Here is an 18,268-nt window from a genome sequence, read left to right as displayed (position 1 = left end):
GGGCATTCGCCGCGCGTGCGCACCTACGAAATTTCCGGTTTTGACGGCCAGGGCTCTCCGGGCGCGGCCGCAGCCGAACTGTTTTGATCAGGTGGTTCGTGATGGAAAAATTTACCGTCCATACGGGGTTGGTGGCGCCGCTGGATCGCGAAAACGTCGATACCGACGCGATCATCCCCAAGCAATTCCTGAAGTCGATCAAGCGCACGGGCTTCGGTCCGAACCTGTTCGACGAGTGGCGTTATCTCGATGTCGGCCAGCCGGGCCAGGATTGCAGCGCGCGTCCGCTCAACCCGAACTTCGTGCTCAATCAGCCGCGTTATCAGGGCGCCACGGTGCTGCTCGCACGCAAGAACTTCGGCTGCGGCAGCTCGCGTGAGCACGCCCCGTGGGCGTTGCAGCAATTCGGCTTCCGCGCGATCATCGCGCCGAGCTTCGCCGACATCTTCTTCAACAACTGCTACAAGAACGGGCTGTTGCCGATCGCGTTGTCGGAGATGCAGGTCGATCACCTGTTCAACGAGACCGCCGCGTTCAACGGCTTTCAGGTGACCATCGATCTGGACAAGCAAGCGGTGATGACGCCCGACGGTCGCGCTTACGAGTTCGACATCGCGCCGTTCCGCAAGTACTGCATGTTGAACGGTTTCGACGACATTGGCCTGACGCTGCGTCACGCCGACAAGATTCGCGCCTACGAGGCCGAGCGGCTCGCCAAGCAGCCGTGGCTCGCAACGCGCCTGCCGGGCTGAGGCCCGCGCACACAAGGAGATCGCATGAAAATTGCAGTGTTGCCGGGTGACGGCATTGGTCCGGAAATCGTGACGGAAGCCGTCAATGTGCTGAACGCACTTGGCGAGACGTTTGAACTGGAAGAAGCGCCCGTGGGCGGCGCCGGCTACGAGGCGGCGGGTCATCCGCTGCCGGACGCCACGCTCAAGCTCGCCAAGGAAGCGGATGCCATTCTGTTCGGCGCCGTGGGCGACTGGAAATACGATTCGCTCGAGCGCGCACTGCGTCCCGAGCAGGCGATTCTGGGGCTGCGCAAGCATCTGCAGCTGTTCGCCAACTTCCGTCCGGCCATCCTGTACAAGGAACTGGCCGATGCATCGAGCCTGAAGCCGGAAATCGTGGCAGGGCTCGATATCCTGATCATTCGTGAGCTGAACGGCGACATCTACTTCGGCCAGCCGAAGGGCTTCCGCCAGTCGCCCGATGGCGCTTTCGAAGGGGCGCGCGAAGGTTTTGATACCATGCGGTATAGCGTGCCGGAAGTGGAGCGCATCGCGCACGTCGCATTTCAGGCCGCAGCCAAGCGCGACAAGCGCTTGTGTTCGGTGGACAAGGCCAATGTGCTCGAGACGTCGCAACTGTGGCGCGACACCATGATCGAGGTCGCCAAGCAGTATCCGGAGGTCGAACTCTCGCACATGTACGTCGACAACGCCGCGATGCAACTGGTCAAGGCGCCGAAGAACTTCGACGTGGTGGTGACCGGCAACATGTTCGGCGATATTCTGTCGGATGAGGCCGCGATGCTCACGGGGTCGATCGGCATGCTGCCGTCGGCGTCGCTGGATGCGAATAACAAGGGGCTGTACGAGCCGTCGCACGGTTCGGCGCCCGATATCGCCGGCAAGGGTGTCGCCAATCCGTTGGCCACGATCCTGTCGGCGGCTATGATGCTGCGTTACACGCTGGGCCGTGCGGAACAGGCCGATCGCGTGGAGAATGCGGTGAAGAAGGTGCTGGCGCAAGGTCTGCGCACGCCCGACATCTGGCAGGAAGGCGCGACCAAGGTCGGTACGCGCGAGATGGGCGCGGCAGTGGTTGCCGCGCTATAACGTTGACGGGGCGTCGAGAGACGCCCCTCGGCGCAATTGCAACGATAAGAGAGTGGATAAATGAAAACCGTAGGTCTGGTAGGTTGGCGGGGCATGGTCGGTTCGGTTCTGATGCAGCGCATGCAACAGGAGAACGACTTCGCCTTGATCGAGCCGGTGTTTTTCAGCACCAGCAACGCGGGCGGAAAAGCCCCGTCGATGGCGAAGAACGAGACTTCGCTGAAAGACGCCAATGATGTCAACGAGCTGAAAAAGTGCGACATCATCATTACCTGCCAGGGCGGTGATTACACGACCGAGATCTTCCCGAAGCTGCGCGCGGCGGGCTGGAGCGGCTATTGGATCGACGCGGCCTCGACACTGCGCATGAAGGACGATGCGATCATCGTGCTCGATCCGGTCAACCTCGACGTGATCAAGCACTCGCTCAGCAAGGGCACCAAGAACTTCGTCGGCGGCAACTGCACGGTGAGCTGCATGCTGATGGGGCTGGGCGGTCTGTTCCAGCATGGTCTGGTCGACTGGCTCACGTCGATGACGTATCAGGCGGCATCGGGCGGCGGCGCGCAGCACATGCGCGAGCTGCTCACGCAGTTCGGTAGCATCAACGCCGAAGTCAAGGCGTTGCTGGATGATCCGCACTCGGCCATTCTCGAGATCGACCGCAAGGTCCTCGCGAAGCAACACGCGCTCACGGCCGACGAGACCAAGCAATTCGGCGTGCCGCTGGGCGGCAACCTGATTCCCTGGATCGACAAGGATCTGGGCAACGGTCAGTCGAAGGAAGAGTGGAAGGGCGGTGCCGAGACCAACAAGATCCTGGGGCTGGGCGACGGTTTCCCGAACACCCGCGCTATTCCGGTGGACGGTCTGTGCGTGCGCATCGGTGCGATGCGTTGCCACAGCCAGGCGCTGACCATCAAGTTGACCAAGGATGTGCCGTTAGACGAACTGACGGACATCATCGGCCAGGCCAATGACTGGGTGAAGGTGGTGCCGAATACGCGTGAAGCGTCGATGACCGATTTGACGCCTGCGGCGGTGACCGGCACGATGACGATTCCGGTCGGTCGCCTGCGCAAGATGTCGATGGGGCCGGAGTACCTGTCGGCATTCACGGTTGGCGATCAACTGTTGTGGGGCGCGGCGGAACCGCTGCGCCGCATGCTGCGAATCCTGCTCGACGCTTGAGCGTCGCAGCGCATCGGTAAGGCGTGAAGAACGGCGGCCCGCGAGGCCGCCGTCCGCGCTTTGGGAGGCACCCCTTGTAGCCGGGGCGGCCAGTGACAAACGACTGACAGGCCTGACAAGACACAGTGCGGAAATACTCGATCGGCAAGCGTGCAAACTCGTCCCGTAATTCGTTCCGCCTGAGCGCGGCAGCGGCCGTCTTGTGGAGCCTCGGGCTGCTCAACGCCGGTGCGGCGGAGTTCGGCCCGCAGCAGGTGCGCTCGGGCCCGGGCCAGCCATTGCGTGCTGTCATCGTGCTGGGCAACGTGTCGCAGGCGGAAGCCGACGGATTGTCGGTGAAGCTCGCGCCGCGCGACGCCTTCAAGCAGGCCGGTCTGCGCTACGACCCCACGCTCGAGAAGCTTTCCGTGTCGGTCTCGCCGACGGCCGGGCGCGCGCCCGGTTACAGCGGCACGTATCTCGTGCATGTCGATTCGGCCGAGCCGGTCAGCACGTCGTTCCTCGACCTGTTGCTGGTGCTCGAGTGGCGCACCGGCCGTCAGTCCAATGCCGTGACGCTGTCCGCCATCCCGGAAGCGAGCGCGGCCCAGGCCCAGGCCGTCGTGCCCGCAGCGGCGGCGAGTCAGACCCCGCCCGCGGCGTCCCCCGCGTCCACCACGTCCCCCTTGTCCACCTCCGCGTCCGCAACATCTGCCCAACCGGGCAAGGCGTCTGCCGCCGGCGTCGGGGGCGAGCGCAAGGTGGGGCATGGCGAATCGCTGTCGTCGATTGCCCGTGAATTCACGGGCGGCGAAGGCGGGGTGACGCTGGCGCAAATGATGAGCGCGCTGTTCGAGGCAAACCGCTCGGCGTTCATCGGCGACGATCCGAATCGGCTGCGTCAGGGGGCGACGCTCACGCGTCCGTCCGACGCACAAGTGCAAGGTATTCCTCCCGCGCAAGCACGCAAGTTCGTGTCGGCTGCACGGGAACAGTTCGACGCGTATCGCGCGCGGCTGGCCGAATCGACGGCGCAGCAGGCAGCACCGGCCGGTGGCCGCAGTGCACAGGGCGCGATCGAAGCGGGCAAGGCACCGGAAGCTGCCACGCCCGCGACACGCGATGAATTGAAGCTGTCGCGACCCGGTAAGGGAGGGGCGGGCGGCACGGCCGGTCGAACCGGCGGCAGCGAAGAAGCACAAATCGCCCAGGGCAAGGCGCAGGCCGAGGCTCAGGGCAGGGTGAACGAGTTGCAGAAGAACGTTGCAGATCTCCAGAAGTTGTTGGCGATGAAGAATCAGGCCGTCGCCAACCTGGAGCAGCAGGCCGCCACCGCTTCCGGGGCGACTGCGCAGGAAAAGACGGCGAAACCGGCCGCCAGCACGACGACGGCCGCGGCGGCAGCGGCCAAGACGGCACCGAATACCGCCAACGGCAATGGCACGAACGAAACCGACGCCGCTGCGCGCGCTGACAGTGCGGCTGCGAAGGGCGTCGCTTCTGAGGCTGCCGTGGCCGAGGCCACGGTGGCTGCCTCCGCCGCATCGGCGGGCACGGCGGCATCGGAGGCGGCGGCTGCGGTGGCAGTACCCGCAAGCGATGTCGCCGCGACGGCGGCAGCCAGCGCCGTGGTTGCGCCAGCGAAGCCGGCGCCGAATGGCGCGATGAATTGGCGTGCCGTGAGCCAGAATCCTTACGTGCTGCCGGGCGCTGGCGCGCTGGTGGTGCTGCTCGGTCTGTGGGCACTGTTGCGTCGCCGTCGCGCGGCGGCACCGGTGGGGCAGCCCGGGCCGTATGACGACGGGCGTGATATGCCTGAAGACCGCGAGGGCCACGATGAGCCGCATGACGGTGCACCGGGTGCTGCGTCGGCGTCGGACGGCATGGCCACGGCGGGTGTGGTGGCGGCTGCGGGTGCCGCAGGCGCCGCGGCACTGTACGCGGCCAATCAAGCGCAAGCCGAAGCGCGGCAGCCAGCGGCCGACGATGCCTGGTCGGCGTCGGACGAAGGCGTTGCCGCCGTTCACGCGATTCAGCACGAGTCCGCGGTGGACGAAGCCGGTGGACCCGATGCGTGGAACGCTGAGCCAGTGCCCTTGAACGACGAGTCCGTCGACGAAACCGGCGAAGGTCACGATGTATTGCCGGTGGCGTCGGCCTCCGCGGCGTCGTCTGAAGCGGTGGCTGAGCCGCTCGTGGGCGATGCGGCGCCCCCCGCGCAGGAAACGCCGGCCGAAGCCGCCAGCAAGCCGGAAATCGATTGGGGTGCTGCGTTTGCCGAGGAAGCGGGCAAGGTTGCCGGGGACGCCCACGAGGCGCCCGCCGTCCATGGCGACTCGGCGGCTGCCACGTTGTCGGCGCTGGAAGCGCTGGGTGCCGCCGCCGCTGTCGGCGGTGCTGCCGCCACGTCGGTGCCTGCGCCTGAGTCAAACATTTCCGCGCCGGCCGAGCCCGCCGACGCTTCGCTCGACGGCAGCGTAGCCGGCATGCTGGGCGATCTGGATCTGGCGATCCCGGGACAGGCGGCGCATGTGGGCACGATTTCGAGCGATGCCTTGCCGTCGCTCGCGAAGGGGATGGGTTCGGTGCAGTTCAAGATGGCGCCGATGGACGATCCGCTGCGCTCGCATGCGAGCGCGGACGAGGAGGCGTTCGACGAGCCGGACGGCGAACTGAGCGATGCCGACTTCGACGCCGCGATGCAGCAGGCCAGCCACTCGCCGGTCGCGTCGCGCAGCTATACGGACACCGCGCACGAGGCACCCTCGCTCAAGCCGTTGTCGTTCGATCTATCGGACTTCAGCCTCGATCTGAAGGGCGACGATGCGAAGGCGAGCCCGGCGTTCGTGAGCGCGCCGACGCTGGCAACCGACATCGGGACGGAAGCCCTGATCGAGCACGAGGTGCTGCATGCACCGGCCCCGGAAACGCCGTATGCGGCCGAACCTGCGGCGCCGCAAGTGCCGCAAACGGTTGCGCCGGTGCCCGCCGTGCCGGCGTCACCCGTCGCCGCTGCGTCCGTCGAGCCGGGCGTGCCGGATGAATTCCATACGAAGCTGGAGCTGGCCACTGCGTATCAGACCATCGGTGACGACGAAGGCGCACGCGAACTGCTCGAAGAGGTGATTGCCGGTGGCGACGCCGCGCAGCAGTCCGTCGCCCGCACACGGCTCGCCGAGCTTGGCAAGTGACGCCGAGAAGTTGACGCCACGACAGGCTGACGAAGCCACCACAGATTGACCGTAGTTTGGGGCGCTCGTAGGTTGAGCGCCCATTTTTCTTTTTCATATGCGAATCGCACTGGGCATCCATTACGACGGCACGGCGTTCTCCGGCTGGCAATCGCAGCCGCATGGCAACACCGTGCAGCAGACGCTCGAAGCCGCGTTGCGGGACTTCGGCGGCGTTGCGCTGCCCACGACCGTCGCGGGCCGCACCGATACCGGTGTGCACGGCATCGGTCAGGTGGCACATTTCGACACCGACCTGGACCGCGCCATGTTCTCGTGGGTGCGCGGCGTCAACGCGTTTCTGCCCAAGACGGTCGCGGTGCAATGGGCGCAGGCGATGCCGGACGATTTCCACGCCCGCTTTACCGCCTTCGAGCGCACGTATTTCTATGTGCTGTACGTGCATCCCGTGCGCTCACCGTTGCTCGACGGCCGATGCGGCTGGCTGCACACGCCGCTCGATATCGACGCCATGCGCGCCGCGAGTCGAGTGCTGGTCGGCGAGCACGACTTCTCGGCGTTCCGCTCGTCCGAATGTCAGGCCAAGACGCCGGTGAAACATCTGTATGCCATCGACGTCGAGCAGCGTGGGCACTTCTTTGTGTTCCGCTTCCGGGCGAGCGCGTTCCTGCATCACATGGTGCGAAATATCATGGGCTGTCTGGTCGCCGTGGGCCGAGGGCGTCAGCCGGCGAGCTGGATGACGGATGTGCTCGCGAGTCTCGATCGTCGTCAGGCGGCCCCCACATTCATGCCGGACGGGCTGTATCTGGCGCGGGTGGGGTATCCTGAGCGTTTCGCGGTCCCCGAGCCCAACTGGGCGGCGTGGCCGTTCCCGATGCCGTGGGCAAGTTCATGAAATCCCGTACCCGAATCAAGATCTGCGGCCTGTCGCAGCCGGCCGACATCGATCACGCGGTGGCGCTGGGCGTCGACGCCATCGGTCTCGTCTTTTACCCGCCGAGCCCGCGCTACGTGGATCTGGCGCGCGCAGCCGAGCTGGCCCGCCGGGTGCCGCCGTATGTGAGTCTGGTCGGCCTGTTCGTGAACGCGACGGCCGACGAGATTGCCCGGACGGTCGAGGCCGTGCCGCTGACCACGCTGCAGTTCCATGGCGACGAAACGCCGGCGCAATGCGCGGTGTTGGCCGCCGCGGCGGGCAATCGTTCTTACATGCGCGCCATGCGTATCGGCCCGGAGACGAAAGACAGTGGCGATTTGCTACAATTCGCCAATGCATACACCGCTGCGCAAGGCATCTTGCTCGATGCCCTGGTCGAAGGCTACGGCGGTGGGGGAAAGGTTTTCGATTGGTCACTTATTCCAAAAGACATCGCGCGTCGGGCCGTTTTGAGTGGTGGCTTGAACGCACACAACGTTGCTGAAGCCATCGGCCGGGTGACGCCTTACGCCGTCGACGTGTCGAGCGGTGTGGAGGCGTCGCGTGGCGTGAAGGATCACGCCCGCATGACGGCGTTCGTGCACGCAGTGCGTGCCGCCGACGCCGAATGAGCAACCCGCCGGAACGCCCGCCTGAGCCGTGCGCCGGTACTGCGAAGAGTGACAACCATGTACGATTTCCCTGACGCCCGCGGCCATTTCGGTCCGTACGGCGGTGTCTTTGTGGCCGAGACGCTGATTCACGCGCTCGACGAGTTGCGCGAGGCCTATGCGAAGTATCAACACGATCCGGCCTTCCTCGAAGAATTTCATTACGAACTGAAGCACTACGTCGGGCGCCCGTCGCCGATCTATCACGCCAAGCGCTGGAGCCAGGAACTGGGCGGCGCACAGGTGTACCTCAAGCGCGAAGACCTGAATCACACCGGCGCGCACAAGGTGAACAACGTGATCGGGCAGGCGCTGCTCGCGCGTCGCATGGGCAAACGCCGCGTGATTGCGGAGACCGGCGCCGGTCAGCATGGCGTGGCAACGGCGACCATTGCCGCGCGCTTCGGCATGGAGTGTGTGGTCTACATGGGCTCGGAAGACGTCAAGCGTCAGGCGGCCAACGTCTATCGCATGCAACTGCTGGGCGCAACCGTCGTGCCGGTGGAGTCGGGCTCGAAGACCCTCAAGGACGCGCTCAACGAAGCCATGCGCGACTGGGTGACCAACGTCGAGAGCACGTTCTACATCATCGGCACCGTGGCCGGGCCGCATCCGTATCCGATGCTCGTGCGCGATTTCCAGAGCGTGATCGGCGAGGAGTGCAAGGTGCAGATGCCCGAGCTGGCCGGCCGTCAGCCGGATTATGTGCTCGCCTGCGTCGGTGGCGGCTCGAACGCCATGGGTATTTTCTACCCGTATATCGATGTGCCGGACGTCAAGCTGGTGGGCGTGGAAGCGGCGGGCGACGGCATCGAGACCGGCCGTCATGCGGCGTCGATCATCGGTGGCACGCCCGGCGTGCTCCATGGCAACCGCACCTATCTGCTGCAGGACGCCAACGGTCAGATCACCGAGACGCATTCGATCTCGGCAGGCCTGGACTACCCGGGGGTGGGCCCGGAGCACGCGTGGCTGCATGACATCAAGCGTGCCGAGTACGTGGGCGTGACCGATACCGAGGCGCTGCGCGCGTTTCATGACTGCTGCCGGATCGAAGGCATCATTCCGGCGCTGGAGTCGAGCCACGCGCTGGCTTATGCGTGCAAGCTGGCGCCGACGCTGCCGAGCGATCAGATCGTGCTGGTCAATCTCTCGGGGCGCGGCGACAAGGACATGCACACCGTGATGGCACTGCCCAGGCCAGCGCCGGGCGGGGCGTAGGCGACATAAGCGAGATCGGCGGCGTCGCGAGACGCCATCGATGGCAGATCCTAAAATCCTCAGATTCCAAGATCCATCAAGGACACCCGAACCAGCATGACCGATCTGACTGATCGCAAGGCGCCACTTGACGTCCTCGGGGCCGAGCGCCCCATGGACGCCACCGAAGCTGCCGCCGCGCGTCTCGAGGCCAGGGAAGCGGCCGGCGAGCTGCGTGCGCGTTGGGCGCCGGGCGACATCACCTTGCGTCATGCCGACTTCCTGGAGCACTTGCACGAGCTGGACGACGGCAGCGTCGATCTGATCCTGGCCGACCCGCCTTACGGGCTCGGCAAGGATTACGGCAACGACTCGGACAAGCGCTCCGGCGAGGATTTCCTCGACTGGACATATGGCTGGCTCGAAGCGGCGATACCGAAGCTCGCGCCGCGCGGCTCGCTGTACCTGTTCTGTACGTGGCAGTACGCCCCCGAGCTGTTCGTGTTCCTGAAGCGGCGCATGCTGATGATCAACGAGATCATTTGGGATCGCCGCGTGCCCAGCATGGGCGGCAGCACCCGGCGGTTCTCGTCGGTACACGACAACATCGGCTTTTTCGCGGTCTCGAAGGATTACTACTTCGACCTCGATGCGGTGCGGGTGCCGTACGACGCCGCGACGAAGAAGGCGCGCTCGCGCCGTATCTTCGAGGGCAGCAAGTGGCTGGAACTGGGTTACAACCCCAAGGATCTGTGGTCGATCTCGCGATTGCACCGGCAAGACCCCGAACGCGTCGATCATCCGACGCAGAAACCGCTGCATATCATCGAGCGCATGGTGCTGGCCAGTTGCCCGCCCGGCGGTCTCGTGCTCGACCCGTTCATGGGCAGCGGCACGACGGCCGTGGCATGCGCGTTGCACGGCCGGCGTTTCGTCGGCTTCGAGCTGAACGCGCATTACCACGCGCTCGCCCACCAAAGACTTCAGAGACTTTCCGATCATGTCCCGCATTCAAGCGACGTTCCAAGCCTTGCAAGCGCAGGGTAAAAAGGGCCTCATCCCGTTCATCACCGCCGGCGATCCCGAACCGGGCTGGACGGTCAAGCTGATGCATGCGTTGGCCGACAACGGCGCCGACGTCATCGAACTCGGCGTGCCGTTCTCCGACCCGATGGCCGACGGCCCGGTGATTCAACGCGCCTCCGAGCGCGCGCTGGCCCGCGGCGTGAGCCTGGCGGAGGTGCTCGGCTACGTGGCGGTGTTCCGTCAGACCAACGACCGTACGCCGGTCGTGCTCATGGGCTATGCCAATCCGATCGAGGCGATGGGTCTCGACACCTTCGCCGAGCGGGCCGCCAAGGCCGGTGTCGACGGCGTGCTGGTCGTCGACTATCCGCCCGAGGAAGCCGAGACCTACGCCGGGGCCGTGCGTGCGCATGGCATCGATCCGATCTTCCTGCTCGCACCGACCTCGACCGAAGCGCGGATTGCCGCTGTGGCGCGTCAGGCCAGCGGTTATCTCTATTACGTCTCGCTCAAGGGCGTGACGGGGGCGGCGAGCCTGGATCTGGAAAGCGTGGCCGCGAAGATTCCTGAAATCAAGGCCGTCGCGCCCCTGCCGGTGGGGGTGGGATTCGGTATTCGCGACGCCGCGACGGCGCGCGCCATCGCGAGCGTGGCCGACGCCGTGGTCATCGGCAGCGCCATCGTTCAGCGCCTGGAAAACACGCCGCGTGATCTGGAAGGCCATAACGCGGTAAAATCGCTCGCTGAATTCATCGGCGGTATTCGCCAGGCGCTCGACGAGGGCGCCAAATCGGCGTAGATTTGCGGCGTTTGTTCGCGGGGTCGATTCGTCGAACCGCCCGGTGAAACGCTGAATTGACACGGCCGTGTTGCACGGTCGCCAGAAACGCCCGCCCCGCCTGGTGCGGGCGTTTGCCAAGGAGAAACTATGAGCTGGCTCGATAAGCTGCTGCCCCCGAAGATCAAGCAAACCGATCCGACGCAGCGCAACAAGAGCATCCCGGAAGGGCTGTGGATCAAGTGCCCGTCGTGTGAGGCGGTGCTGTATCGCAACGACGTGGAAGCGAATCTGCACGTTTGCCCGAAGTGCGATCACCACATGCGTATCGGTGCCCGTGCACGTCTCGACGCGCTGCTCGATCCGGAGGGCCGTTACGAACTGGGCCAGGAGATCGTGCCGGTCGACGCGCTGAAGTTCAAGGACAGCCGCAAGTACCCGGACCGCATCAAGGAAGCGATGGACGACACCGGCGAGACCGACGCAATGGTGGTCATGGGCGGCGCGATCCATACGCTGCCGGTCGTGGTCGCCTGCTTCGAGTTCGCCTTCATGGGCGGCTCGATGGGGTCGGTGGTCGGCGAGCGCTTCGTGCGTGGCGCGCAGAACGCGCTGGAGCAGGGGGTGCCGTTCGTCTGCGTGACCGCTTCGGGCGGTGCGCGCATGCAGGAAAGCCTGCTCTCGCTCATGCAGATGGCCAAGACCACGGCCATGCTCACCAAGCTGGCCAATGCCAAGCTGCCGTTCATTTCCGTACTGACCGATCCGACGATGGGTGGTGTGTCGGCCAGCTTCGCCTTCCTCGGCGATGTGGTGATCGCCGAACCCAAGGCGCTGATCGGCTTTGCCGGCCCGCGTGTGATCGAGCAGACCGTGCGTGAAAAACTGCCGGAAGGCTTCCAGCGTTCGGAGTTCCTGCTGCAGAAGGGCGCGATCGACATGATCGTCGACCGTCGCAAGATGCGTGAGGAGATTGCTCGCCTGATCGCCCTGATGCAATGCCAGCCGGCGGACGCCGTCGCCTGAGCACGGAAAATTCACGGGCGCGATGGCGTCGCGCGCACTGCTGCGGTGCCCCAAAGGGCGGTGCAACGGCGTAGAATGTCGCAACGCCACGCCGTGCCGCTCATGCGGCGCTTGAACGCATCACTCAGCAGGATAGAAAGCGCGGACGTTACGTGACGTCCGCGTTTTTGTTTTTCTGCCCGACCATCCATGCCGACCTACTCCACTCTCGACGCCTGGCTCGCCCATCTGGAAACCGCTCACCCTGTGGGCATCGATATGGGCCTCACGCGCATTGGTCGCGTGAAAGAGGCGCTCGGACTGCAATTCCCGTGCCCCGTCTTCACGGTGGGCGGTACCAACGGCAAGGGATCGACCTGCGCGATCATCGAAGCCATTCTGCTCTCGGCGGGTTATCGCGTGGGCTGTCACACGTCGCCGCATCTGATCTCGTTCAACGAACGCGCCCGCCTGAATGGCGAGAACGTCGACGACGCGACGCTGCTGAAGCATTTCGAGGCGGTCGAGGCCGCACGCACGAGCTTCGAAACGCCGGTCTCGCTCACGTATTTCGAGTTCACCACGCTGGCGATCATGCACTTGTTCGCCACCGCCGGGCTCGATGCCGTGATTCTGGAAGTCGGCCTGGGCGGGCGTCTCGATGCGGTGAACATCATCGACCCCGATTGTGCCGTCGTGACCAGCATCGACATCGATCACGCCCAGTATCTCGGCGACACCCGCGAGGCGATTGCCATCGAGAAGGCGGGCATCTTCCGCGCGGGAAAGCCGGCGATCTGTGGCGATCCCGTGCCGCCGGCCTCGTTGCTGGCCGAGGCGGAGCGCATCGGCGCGGACCTGTGGCTGTTCGGTCGCGATTTCAACTATCAGGGCGACAAGCAGCAGTGGAGCTATGGCGGACGCCAGATGCGCCGCCCGTCGCTCGCCTATCCAGCCTTGCGGGGCGCGAACCAGTTGCTCAACGCATCGGCGGCGCTGGCCGCGCTCGAATCGATGCGCGACACGCTCCCGGTGTCGGCGCAGGACATTCGGCTGGGGCTCTCGTCGGTCGAGTTGCCGGGGCGGTTCCAGGTGCTCCCCGGGCGTCCGGCCGTGGTGCTCGATGTGGCGCACAACCCGCACGCCGCTGCCGCGCTTGGCCACAATCTCGACGGCATGGGCTACTTTCCTTACACATACGCCGTGTTCGGGGCGATGGCCGACAAGGATATCGAGGGGGTGCTGCGGCATCTCGTCGACAAAGTGGATCACTGGCGCCTGTGCGCGTTGCCGACCGAACGTGCCGCGAGTCCACAGAAGCTGGAAGCGAGTCTGCGGGCGGTGGGGTTCGCGCCGGATGCCGATCATTCGGTCGAGACCTTTGACTCTCCCGAGAAAGCCTATGCCGCCGCGCTCGAGCAGTGCGGGGAGAATGATAGAATTGTCGTTTTTGGATCGTTCTTTACGGTGTCCGGCGTCATGTCGCACCGCAAATTACAGCGCCATTAAGGCATGACGGGACGTTGGCCGTGACAATTGCTTACGAGAAATGTCATGCGCGGTTCGCCCCCGATGCGCGATCATCATCCGTCCAACGACGCGAGTTACGACCAGAGCCAAGGGCCTATGGGATTGTTTTCCTTCCGCAAGAAAGACGCCGAAGCCGTTCCCCCCAAGCGCGGTAGCCGCCGGAGCGGCCGAACCGGCACCCGTGCGGCGGGAGCAGGCGAATACAGCGAGCACGAGCAACTCGATCCGCTGCTGCCCGAGAAGCAACGCGCGCGCCGCCGTCTGGTGGGGGCATTGGCGCTGGTGCTCGCCGCCGTCATCATTCTGCCGATGGTGCTGGCCCCTGAGCCGAAACCGTCCGCTGACGACATCGCGATCCAGATTCCCGGAAAGGACACCAACTCGCCGCCCGTGCGCGTGAAGCCGAAGGCAGCCACGCCGCCGACCGACGCGTCGCTCGACAAGGGTGAAGTCGCGCTCGACAGCAACGCACTGGCCGGCGCGAACGCCGCCAAGCCGGCAGTCTCGACGCCCGCCCCGGCACCGACGGCCGTGCCGCCTGCCGCCGCGATGGCCCCCGCGCCGAGCACCGTGCCTGAACCGGCGGTGGCGCAAGCGAAGCCGGAGAGCAAGCCCGACGTCAAGAAACCCGAGCAGCACGCGGACGTGAAGCCGGCCGTGAAGCCGGACTCGCACGACACGGCCAAGGCGCAAGCCAAGGCGCAGCCGAACAACAACGTCGCCGATCCGATTGCACAGTTCGCCCAGAACAACACGACCGCCAAACCCGCCAAATCGGCAGATAGCCACGATAGTGCGCAGAAGCCGGCGGCATCGAGCGGCAAGTACCAAGTGCGCATTGGCGCATTTTCGACTCAGGACCGGGCGCAGGCCTGGCTCGTCAAGCTCAAGCTCGTGAATGTGCCGAGCTACATGGTGAAGAGCAAGGTGGGGGGGCGTGAGCTTTACCTGCTGCGCGCGGGACCGTTCGCCGATCGCGCGAGTGCGGAAGCGGCGGGCAAGAAGATTCGCGACGCCGGACTGACGGCGCAGGTCGCCGAGGCAGGCTGAGTTGAGCGATCCGGTGCATGGCGGTCTGCTGACCGTGGTGGATTACGCGGCCATTGCCATCCTGCTCGGCTCGATGCTGCTGGGCATGTTGCGTGGTCTGGTGCGCGAGTTGTTCAATCTGGTGGGCTGGGTCGTGGCATTCTTCGTGGCGCGCGCCTTCGGCCCGGCGCTCGCGCATTGGTTGCCCGCCGATCTGCCCGGCGGCGAGATGACGCAAGGCGCCCTTGGCTTCCTGCTGGTGCTGGTCGCGGTGGTTTTTGGCGCCGGTATCGTCAGCGCGCTCGTCGGGCGCATGACCGATCTGATCGGGTTGCGTCCGGCCGATCGCGGATTGGGCATGATGTTCGGCATCGTGCGCGGCATGTTGCTCTTGATGTTGTTGATGGTCGCCGCCAAGTTAACGTCATTGCCACAACAACCGGTGTGGCAGCAGTCGCTGGTGCGTCCGTGGGTCGAGGCGGGGTTGTCGCGGCTCATGCCGTATCTGCCCGAACCGGTGCAGCACTATCTGCACAATCCCGAGGCGGCGGTGCCGAGCGTCAATCCGCTGGGAACGCCGATTCCGTTGCCGCAGTTGGCGCCGTATCGTGGCACGCCGGATACGGGCGGGCAGGGCGGGCATGGTTCGCCGCGCCATTCGGACGGTGTGCGCACCGAGGGGACTTCCGGGGCTGCGGAGACCTCGGGGACGTCAGCCCCAATGGGCGGTGGCGCCTTTCGCGGCGGTAGCGGCGTTAGCGGCGGTAGCCTCGGCACGGGGCTGACGGGCGATGGCCTGAGCGGCCAAGGCGCGCTCGGTCAATCGCAGGGGTGGGGCATGCGCAGCGGCGGGGCAGGCGGGGCGGGCGGATCGGCCACGCCGTCGACCGGCCTGCACAAGGTTTCCGAATGACGGATAATACGGTCCGTTAGTTGCAGATTTCGATGTTTTTTGAAGGATTCATGCCATGTGTGGCATCGTCGGTGTAGTTTCCAAATCCCCGGTCAACCAGTTCATCTACGATAGTCTGCTGCTGCTGCAGCACCGCGGCCAGGATGCCGCCGGTATCGCGACGACAGATGGCCAGTCCTTCTACATGCACAAGGGCAACGGCATGGTGCGCGACGTGTTCCGCACGCGCAACATGCGCGACTTGCCGGGCAACGTCGGTATTGGCCAGGTGCGCTACCCGACGGCCGGCTCGTCGAGCGCCGCACAAGCCCAGCCGTTCTACGTGAATGCACCCTACGGCATCGTGCTTGCCCACAACGGCAACCTGACGAACTGGGAACAGCTCAAGGACGAGATGTTCCGTGTCGACCGCCGCCACATCAACACCACGTCCGATTCCGAAGTGCTGCTCAACGTGCTCGCGCACGAGCTGCAGGAAAGCTCGCGCGGCGGCCTGAGCGTCGGGTCGCTGTTCGAGGCGGTGGGCAAGGTGCATGGTCGTTTGCGCGGCTCGTACGCCATCGTGTCCATCATCTCCGGTTTCGGTCTGCTCGCCTTCCGCGACCCGCACGGCATTCGGCCCCTTTGCATCGGCCGCTTCGATGGCCCGAACGGCACGGAGTGGATGGTGGCGTCGGAGTCCGTGGCGCTCGAGGGCATGGGCTTCGTGTTCGATCGCGACGTCAAGCCAGGCGAGGCGGTCTTCATCAGCAACGACGGTGAGCTGACGTCGCAGTTGTGCGCCGTCGCCGCCTCGTTGCATCCGTGCATTTTCGAACTCGTGTATCTGGCGCGTCCGGATTCCGTGCTCGACGGCGTGCCGGTCTACGACGCGCGCCTGCGCATGGGCGACTACCTCGCCGAGAAGATCCGGCGCGAGATCGACTATCGGGACATCGACGTCGTCATGCCGATTCCGGACTCCAGCCGTCCGGCCGCGATGCAGGTCGCTAAGCGACTGGGCCTGAATTATCGCGAAGGCTTCTTCAAGAACCGCTACGTCGGCCGTACCTTCATCATGCCCGGTCAGGCGATGCGCAAGAAGTCGGTGCGCCAGAAGCTCAACGCCATGCGCGTCGAGTTCAAGGACAAGAACGTGCTGATCGTCGACGATTCGATCGTGCGCGGCACGACCAGTCAGGAAATCGTGCAGATGGCACGTGACGCCGGTGCGCGCAAGGTGATCTTCGCCTCGGCCGCGCCGCCCGTGAAGTTCCCGAACGTGTACGGCATCGACATGCCCACGCGTAGCGAGCTGGTGGCACATGACCGCAGCGATCAGGAAGTGGCGCGCATCATCGGCGCCGACGCCCTGATCTATCAGGACGTCGAAGACATGAAGGCGGCCGTGCGTGACATCAACCCGGCGCTGGCCGACTTCGACGCCTCGTGCTTCGACGGCAACTACATCACCGGTGACGTCACGCCGGAGTATCTGACGCGTCTGGAGCAGCAGCGCAAGGCGCCGAAGGCCCCGGTGGTGGAGTCCGGTGACGGCGACGACAACGAGCCGCGCGGGGCGCAGCTCGGCCTCTGAGCCGACCCTGGCGCAGCGGGCGGCGGGGATTTTCCCTCCCCGTCGGCAACGTGCTACACTCGTTTTCACGTCGATTTGAATTCAGCTTGCGGACGTGGGGGAACTTCCCCGAAACAGCTAAAGCGAGGCCTAGACAGATGGATTTCGAGCCCGTTTTGCTGAACAGCGAAACGGGCTTTTCTTTTTTCGGCCGGCGGGCGGGCCAACCTAATGACGAGACACACGATGGACTCCTTCGACTTCGATACCCTGGCGGTGCGCGCTGGCACGCAGCGCTCCGAATTTGGTGAGCATTCCGAGGCGCTTTACCTGACCTCGAGCTTCGTATTCAAGAGCGCGGCCGAGGCCGCCGAACGCTTTGCGCATTCGGAGGAGGGCTTCACCTACTCGCGCTTTACCAATCCGACCGTGTCGATGTTTCAGGACCGTCTGGCCGCGCTCGAAGGCGGTGAGGCGTGCATGGCGACCGCGTCGGGCATGAGTGCCATCGTCTCGGTCGTGATGTCGGCGCTCTCGGGCGGCGACCACCTCGTCAGTTCGCAAAGCATTTTCGGCTCCACGCTCAACGTCTTCGCCACGATCTTCAATCGCTTCGGTGTCGAGACGACGTTCGTCGACCCGACCGATCTCGACGCCTGGCGTGCCGCGATCCGTCCGAACACGAAGATGTTCTTCCTCGAGACGCCGTCCAACCCGCTCACCGACATCGCCGACATTACCGCCATCGGCCAGATTGCGAAGGAAGCGGGTGCCTTGTTCGTCGTCGACAACTGCTTCTGTACGCCGGCGTTGCAACGGCCCATCGAGTACGGCGCAGACGTCGTCGTGCATTCCGCGACAAAGTTCCTCGACGGTCAGGGCCGCGTGCTGGGCGGGGCGATTGTCGGCACGAAGGAATTCATCATGGGCAAGGTGTTTACGTACGTGCGCAGCGCCGGTCCGACGCTGTCCGCGTTCAACGCCTGGGTGTTGCTCAAGGGCTTGGAGACGCTGTCGCTGCGTGTCGAGAAGCAATCGGAGAACGCGCTGGCGATCGCGCAGTGGCTGGAGCAGCAGCCGCAGGTCGCCCGTGTGTATTACCCGGGACTGCCGTCACACCCGCAATACGAACTCGCGCAGCGCCAGCAGAAGGCAGGCGGCGCGATCGTCGCGTTCGAACTCAAGGGGGCAACCCCGGCCGAGCAGCGTGAGAACGCTTGGCGCGTGATCGACAACACGCGGGTGTGCTCGATCACCGGCAACCTCGGCGATACGCGCACGACGATTACGCATCCCGCGAGCACGACGCACGGTCGCATCACGCCGCAAGCGCGCGCCGCGGCGGGCATCACCGAAGGCCTGATCCGCCTGGCGGTCGGTCTGGAGTCGCCTGCCGACATTCGGGCCGATTTGGCTCGCGGTTTCGTGAGCTGAGCG

At 65.1% G+C, this 18,268-nt stretch carries 15 protein-coding genes; all 15 read left to right on the top strand.

Going from position 1 to position 18,268, the window contains the following annotated elements:
• Positions 1-101: 101 nt before the first annotated feature.
• Entirely contained in the window at positions 102-752 is a 651-nt protein-coding gene (gene leuD / locus PCE31106_RS08715; RefSeq protein WP_150563033.1) for a 3-isopropylmalate dehydratase small subunit, read from the top strand.
• 24 nt (positions 753-776) lie between these two features.
• Positions 777-1,844: a 3-isopropylmalate dehydrogenase gene (gene leuB / locus PCE31106_RS08710; protein ID WP_017233063.1), complete on the top strand. Its 1,068-nt coding sequence runs from the start codon at positions 777-779 to the stop codon at positions 1,842-1,844.
• Positions 1,845-1,904: 60 nt separating this feature from the next.
• The gene (gene asd / locus PCE31106_RS08705) at positions 1,905-3,035 is read left to right on the top strand and encodes an aspartate-semialdehyde dehydrogenase (protein WP_083902239.1); all 1,131 of its coding nucleotides are present in this window, start codon (positions 1,905-1,907) and stop codon (positions 3,033-3,035) included.
• Between the two features lie 125 nt (positions 3,036-3,160).
• Positions 3,161-6,205, top strand: a complete 3,045-nt coding sequence (locus PCE31106_RS08700; RefSeq protein ID WP_150563032.1) for a motility hub landmark protein FimV — start codon at positions 3,161-3,163, stop codon at positions 6,203-6,205.
• A 97-nt stretch (positions 6,206-6,302) separates the two neighbouring features.
• Positions 6,303-7,103 carry a tRNA pseudouridine(38-40) synthase TruA gene (truA, locus tag PCE31106_RS08695; RefSeq protein WP_150563031.1) on the top strand — a complete coding sequence of 267 codons (801 nt, stop codon included), beginning with the start codon at positions 6,303-6,305 and terminating at the stop codon, positions 7,101-7,103.
• Positions 7,100-7,756, top strand: a complete 657-nt coding sequence (locus PCE31106_RS08690) for a phosphoribosylanthranilate isomerase (RefSeq protein WP_150563030.1) — start codon at positions 7,100-7,102, stop codon at positions 7,754-7,756. The genes truA and PCE31106_RS08690 overlap by 4 nt, the downstream gene beginning before the upstream one ends.
• Positions 7,757-7,813: 57 nt before the next feature.
• Positions 7,814-9,016 (top strand): tryptophan synthase subunit beta, encoded by a 1,203-nt coding sequence (gene trpB / locus PCE31106_RS08685; protein WP_150563029.1) that lies wholly within the window; start codon positions 7,814-7,816, stop codon positions 9,014-9,016.
• 153 nt (positions 9,017-9,169) lie between these two features.
• Entirely contained in the window at positions 9,170-10,042 is an 873-nt protein-coding gene (locus PCE31106_RS08680) for a DNA-methyltransferase (RefSeq protein WP_150563117.1), read from the top strand.
• Positions 9,996-10,820, top strand: a complete 825-nt coding sequence (trpA, locus tag PCE31106_RS08675; protein ID WP_017234684.1) for a tryptophan synthase subunit alpha — start codon at positions 9,996-9,998, stop codon at positions 10,818-10,820. Before PCE31106_RS08680 ends, trpA begins: the two co-directional genes overlap by 47 nt.
• Positions 10,821-10,949: 129 nt before the next feature.
• Positions 10,950-11,825: an acetyl-CoA carboxylase, carboxyltransferase subunit beta gene (gene accD, locus PCE31106_RS08670; protein ID WP_017234685.1), complete on the top strand. Its 876-nt coding sequence runs from the start codon at positions 10,950-10,952 to the stop codon at positions 11,823-11,825.
• 189 nt (positions 11,826-12,014) lie between these two features.
• Positions 12,015-13,313 (top strand): bifunctional tetrahydrofolate synthase/dihydrofolate synthase, encoded by a 1,299-nt coding sequence (folC, locus tag PCE31106_RS08665; RefSeq protein ID WP_150563028.1) that lies wholly within the window; start codon positions 12,015-12,017, stop codon positions 13,311-13,313.
• A 45-nt stretch (positions 13,314-13,358) separates the two neighbouring features.
• Positions 13,359-14,384, top strand: coding sequence for an SPOR domain-containing protein (locus PCE31106_RS08660; protein ID WP_150563027.1), 1,026 nt, complete (start codon positions 13,359-13,361; stop codon positions 14,382-14,384).
• A gap of 1 nt (position 14,385) precedes the next feature.
• Positions 14,386-15,276, top strand: coding sequence for a CvpA family protein (locus PCE31106_RS08655; protein ID WP_254440957.1), 891 nt, complete (start codon positions 14,386-14,388; stop codon positions 15,274-15,276).
• 55 nt (positions 15,277-15,331) lie between these two features.
• On the top strand, positions 15,332-16,852 hold the full coding sequence (gene purF, locus PCE31106_RS08650) for an amidophosphoribosyltransferase (protein WP_150563026.1): 1,521 nt from the start codon (positions 15,332-15,334) through the stop codon (positions 16,850-16,852).
• A 225-nt stretch (positions 16,853-17,077) separates the two neighbouring features.
• Entirely contained in the window at positions 17,078-18,265 is a 1,188-nt protein-coding gene (locus tag PCE31106_RS08645; protein ID WP_150563025.1) for an O-succinylhomoserine sulfhydrylase, read from the top strand.
• Positions 18,266-18,268: the final 3 nt, after the last annotated feature.

The organism is Pandoraea cepalis (assembly GCF_902459665.1).
Taxonomy (GTDB): Bacteria; Pseudomonadota; Gammaproteobacteria; order Burkholderiales; family Burkholderiaceae; genus Pandoraea; species Pandoraea cepalis.
Note: the sequence above shows the minus strand (reverse complement) of the source record. Positions and strands in the feature narration are given on the sequence as shown.

Bases quoted from the DNA above. Each gene is read 5' to 3' on its own strand.
- leuD (WP_150563033.1), top strand. From the start codon at position 102: ATGGAAAAATTTACCGTCCATACGGGGTTGGTGGCGCCGCTGGATCGC.
- leuB (WP_017233063.1), top strand. From the start codon at position 777: ATGAAAATTGCAGTGTTGCCGGGTGACGGCATTGGTCCGGAAATCGTG.
- asd (WP_083902239.1), top strand. From the start codon at position 1,905: ATGAAAACCGTAGGTCTGGTAGGTTGGCGGGGCATGGTCGGTTCGGTT.
- truA (WP_150563031.1), top strand. From the start codon at position 6,303: ATGCGAATCGCACTGGGCATCCATTACGACGGCACGGCGTTCTCCGGC.
- PCE31106_RS08690 (WP_150563030.1), top strand. From the start codon at position 7,100: ATGAAATCCCGTACCCGAATCAAGATCTGCGGCCTGTCGCAGCCGGCC.
- trpB (WP_150563029.1), top strand. From the start codon at position 7,814: ATGTACGATTTCCCTGACGCCCGCGGCCATTTCGGTCCGTACGGCGGT.
- PCE31106_RS08680 (WP_150563117.1), top strand. From the start codon at position 9,170: ATGGACGCCACCGAAGCTGCCGCCGCGCGTCTCGAGGCCAGGGAAGCG.
- trpA (WP_017234684.1), top strand. From the start codon at position 9,996: ATGTCCCGCATTCAAGCGACGTTCCAAGCCTTGCAAGCGCAGGGTAAA.
- accD (WP_017234685.1), top strand. From the start codon at position 10,950: ATGAGCTGGCTCGATAAGCTGCTGCCCCCGAAGATCAAGCAAACCGAT.
- folC (WP_150563028.1), top strand. From the start codon at position 12,015: ATGCCGACCTACTCCACTCTCGACGCCTGGCTCGCCCATCTGGAAACC.
- PCE31106_RS08660 (WP_150563027.1), top strand. From the start codon at position 13,359: ATGCGCGGTTCGCCCCCGATGCGCGATCATCATCCGTCCAACGACGCG.
- purF (WP_150563026.1), top strand. From the start codon at position 15,332: ATGTGTGGCATCGTCGGTGTAGTTTCCAAATCCCCGGTCAACCAGTTC.
- PCE31106_RS08645 (WP_150563025.1), top strand. From the start codon at position 17,078: ATGGACTCCTTCGACTTCGATACCCTGGCGGTGCGCGCTGGCACGCAG.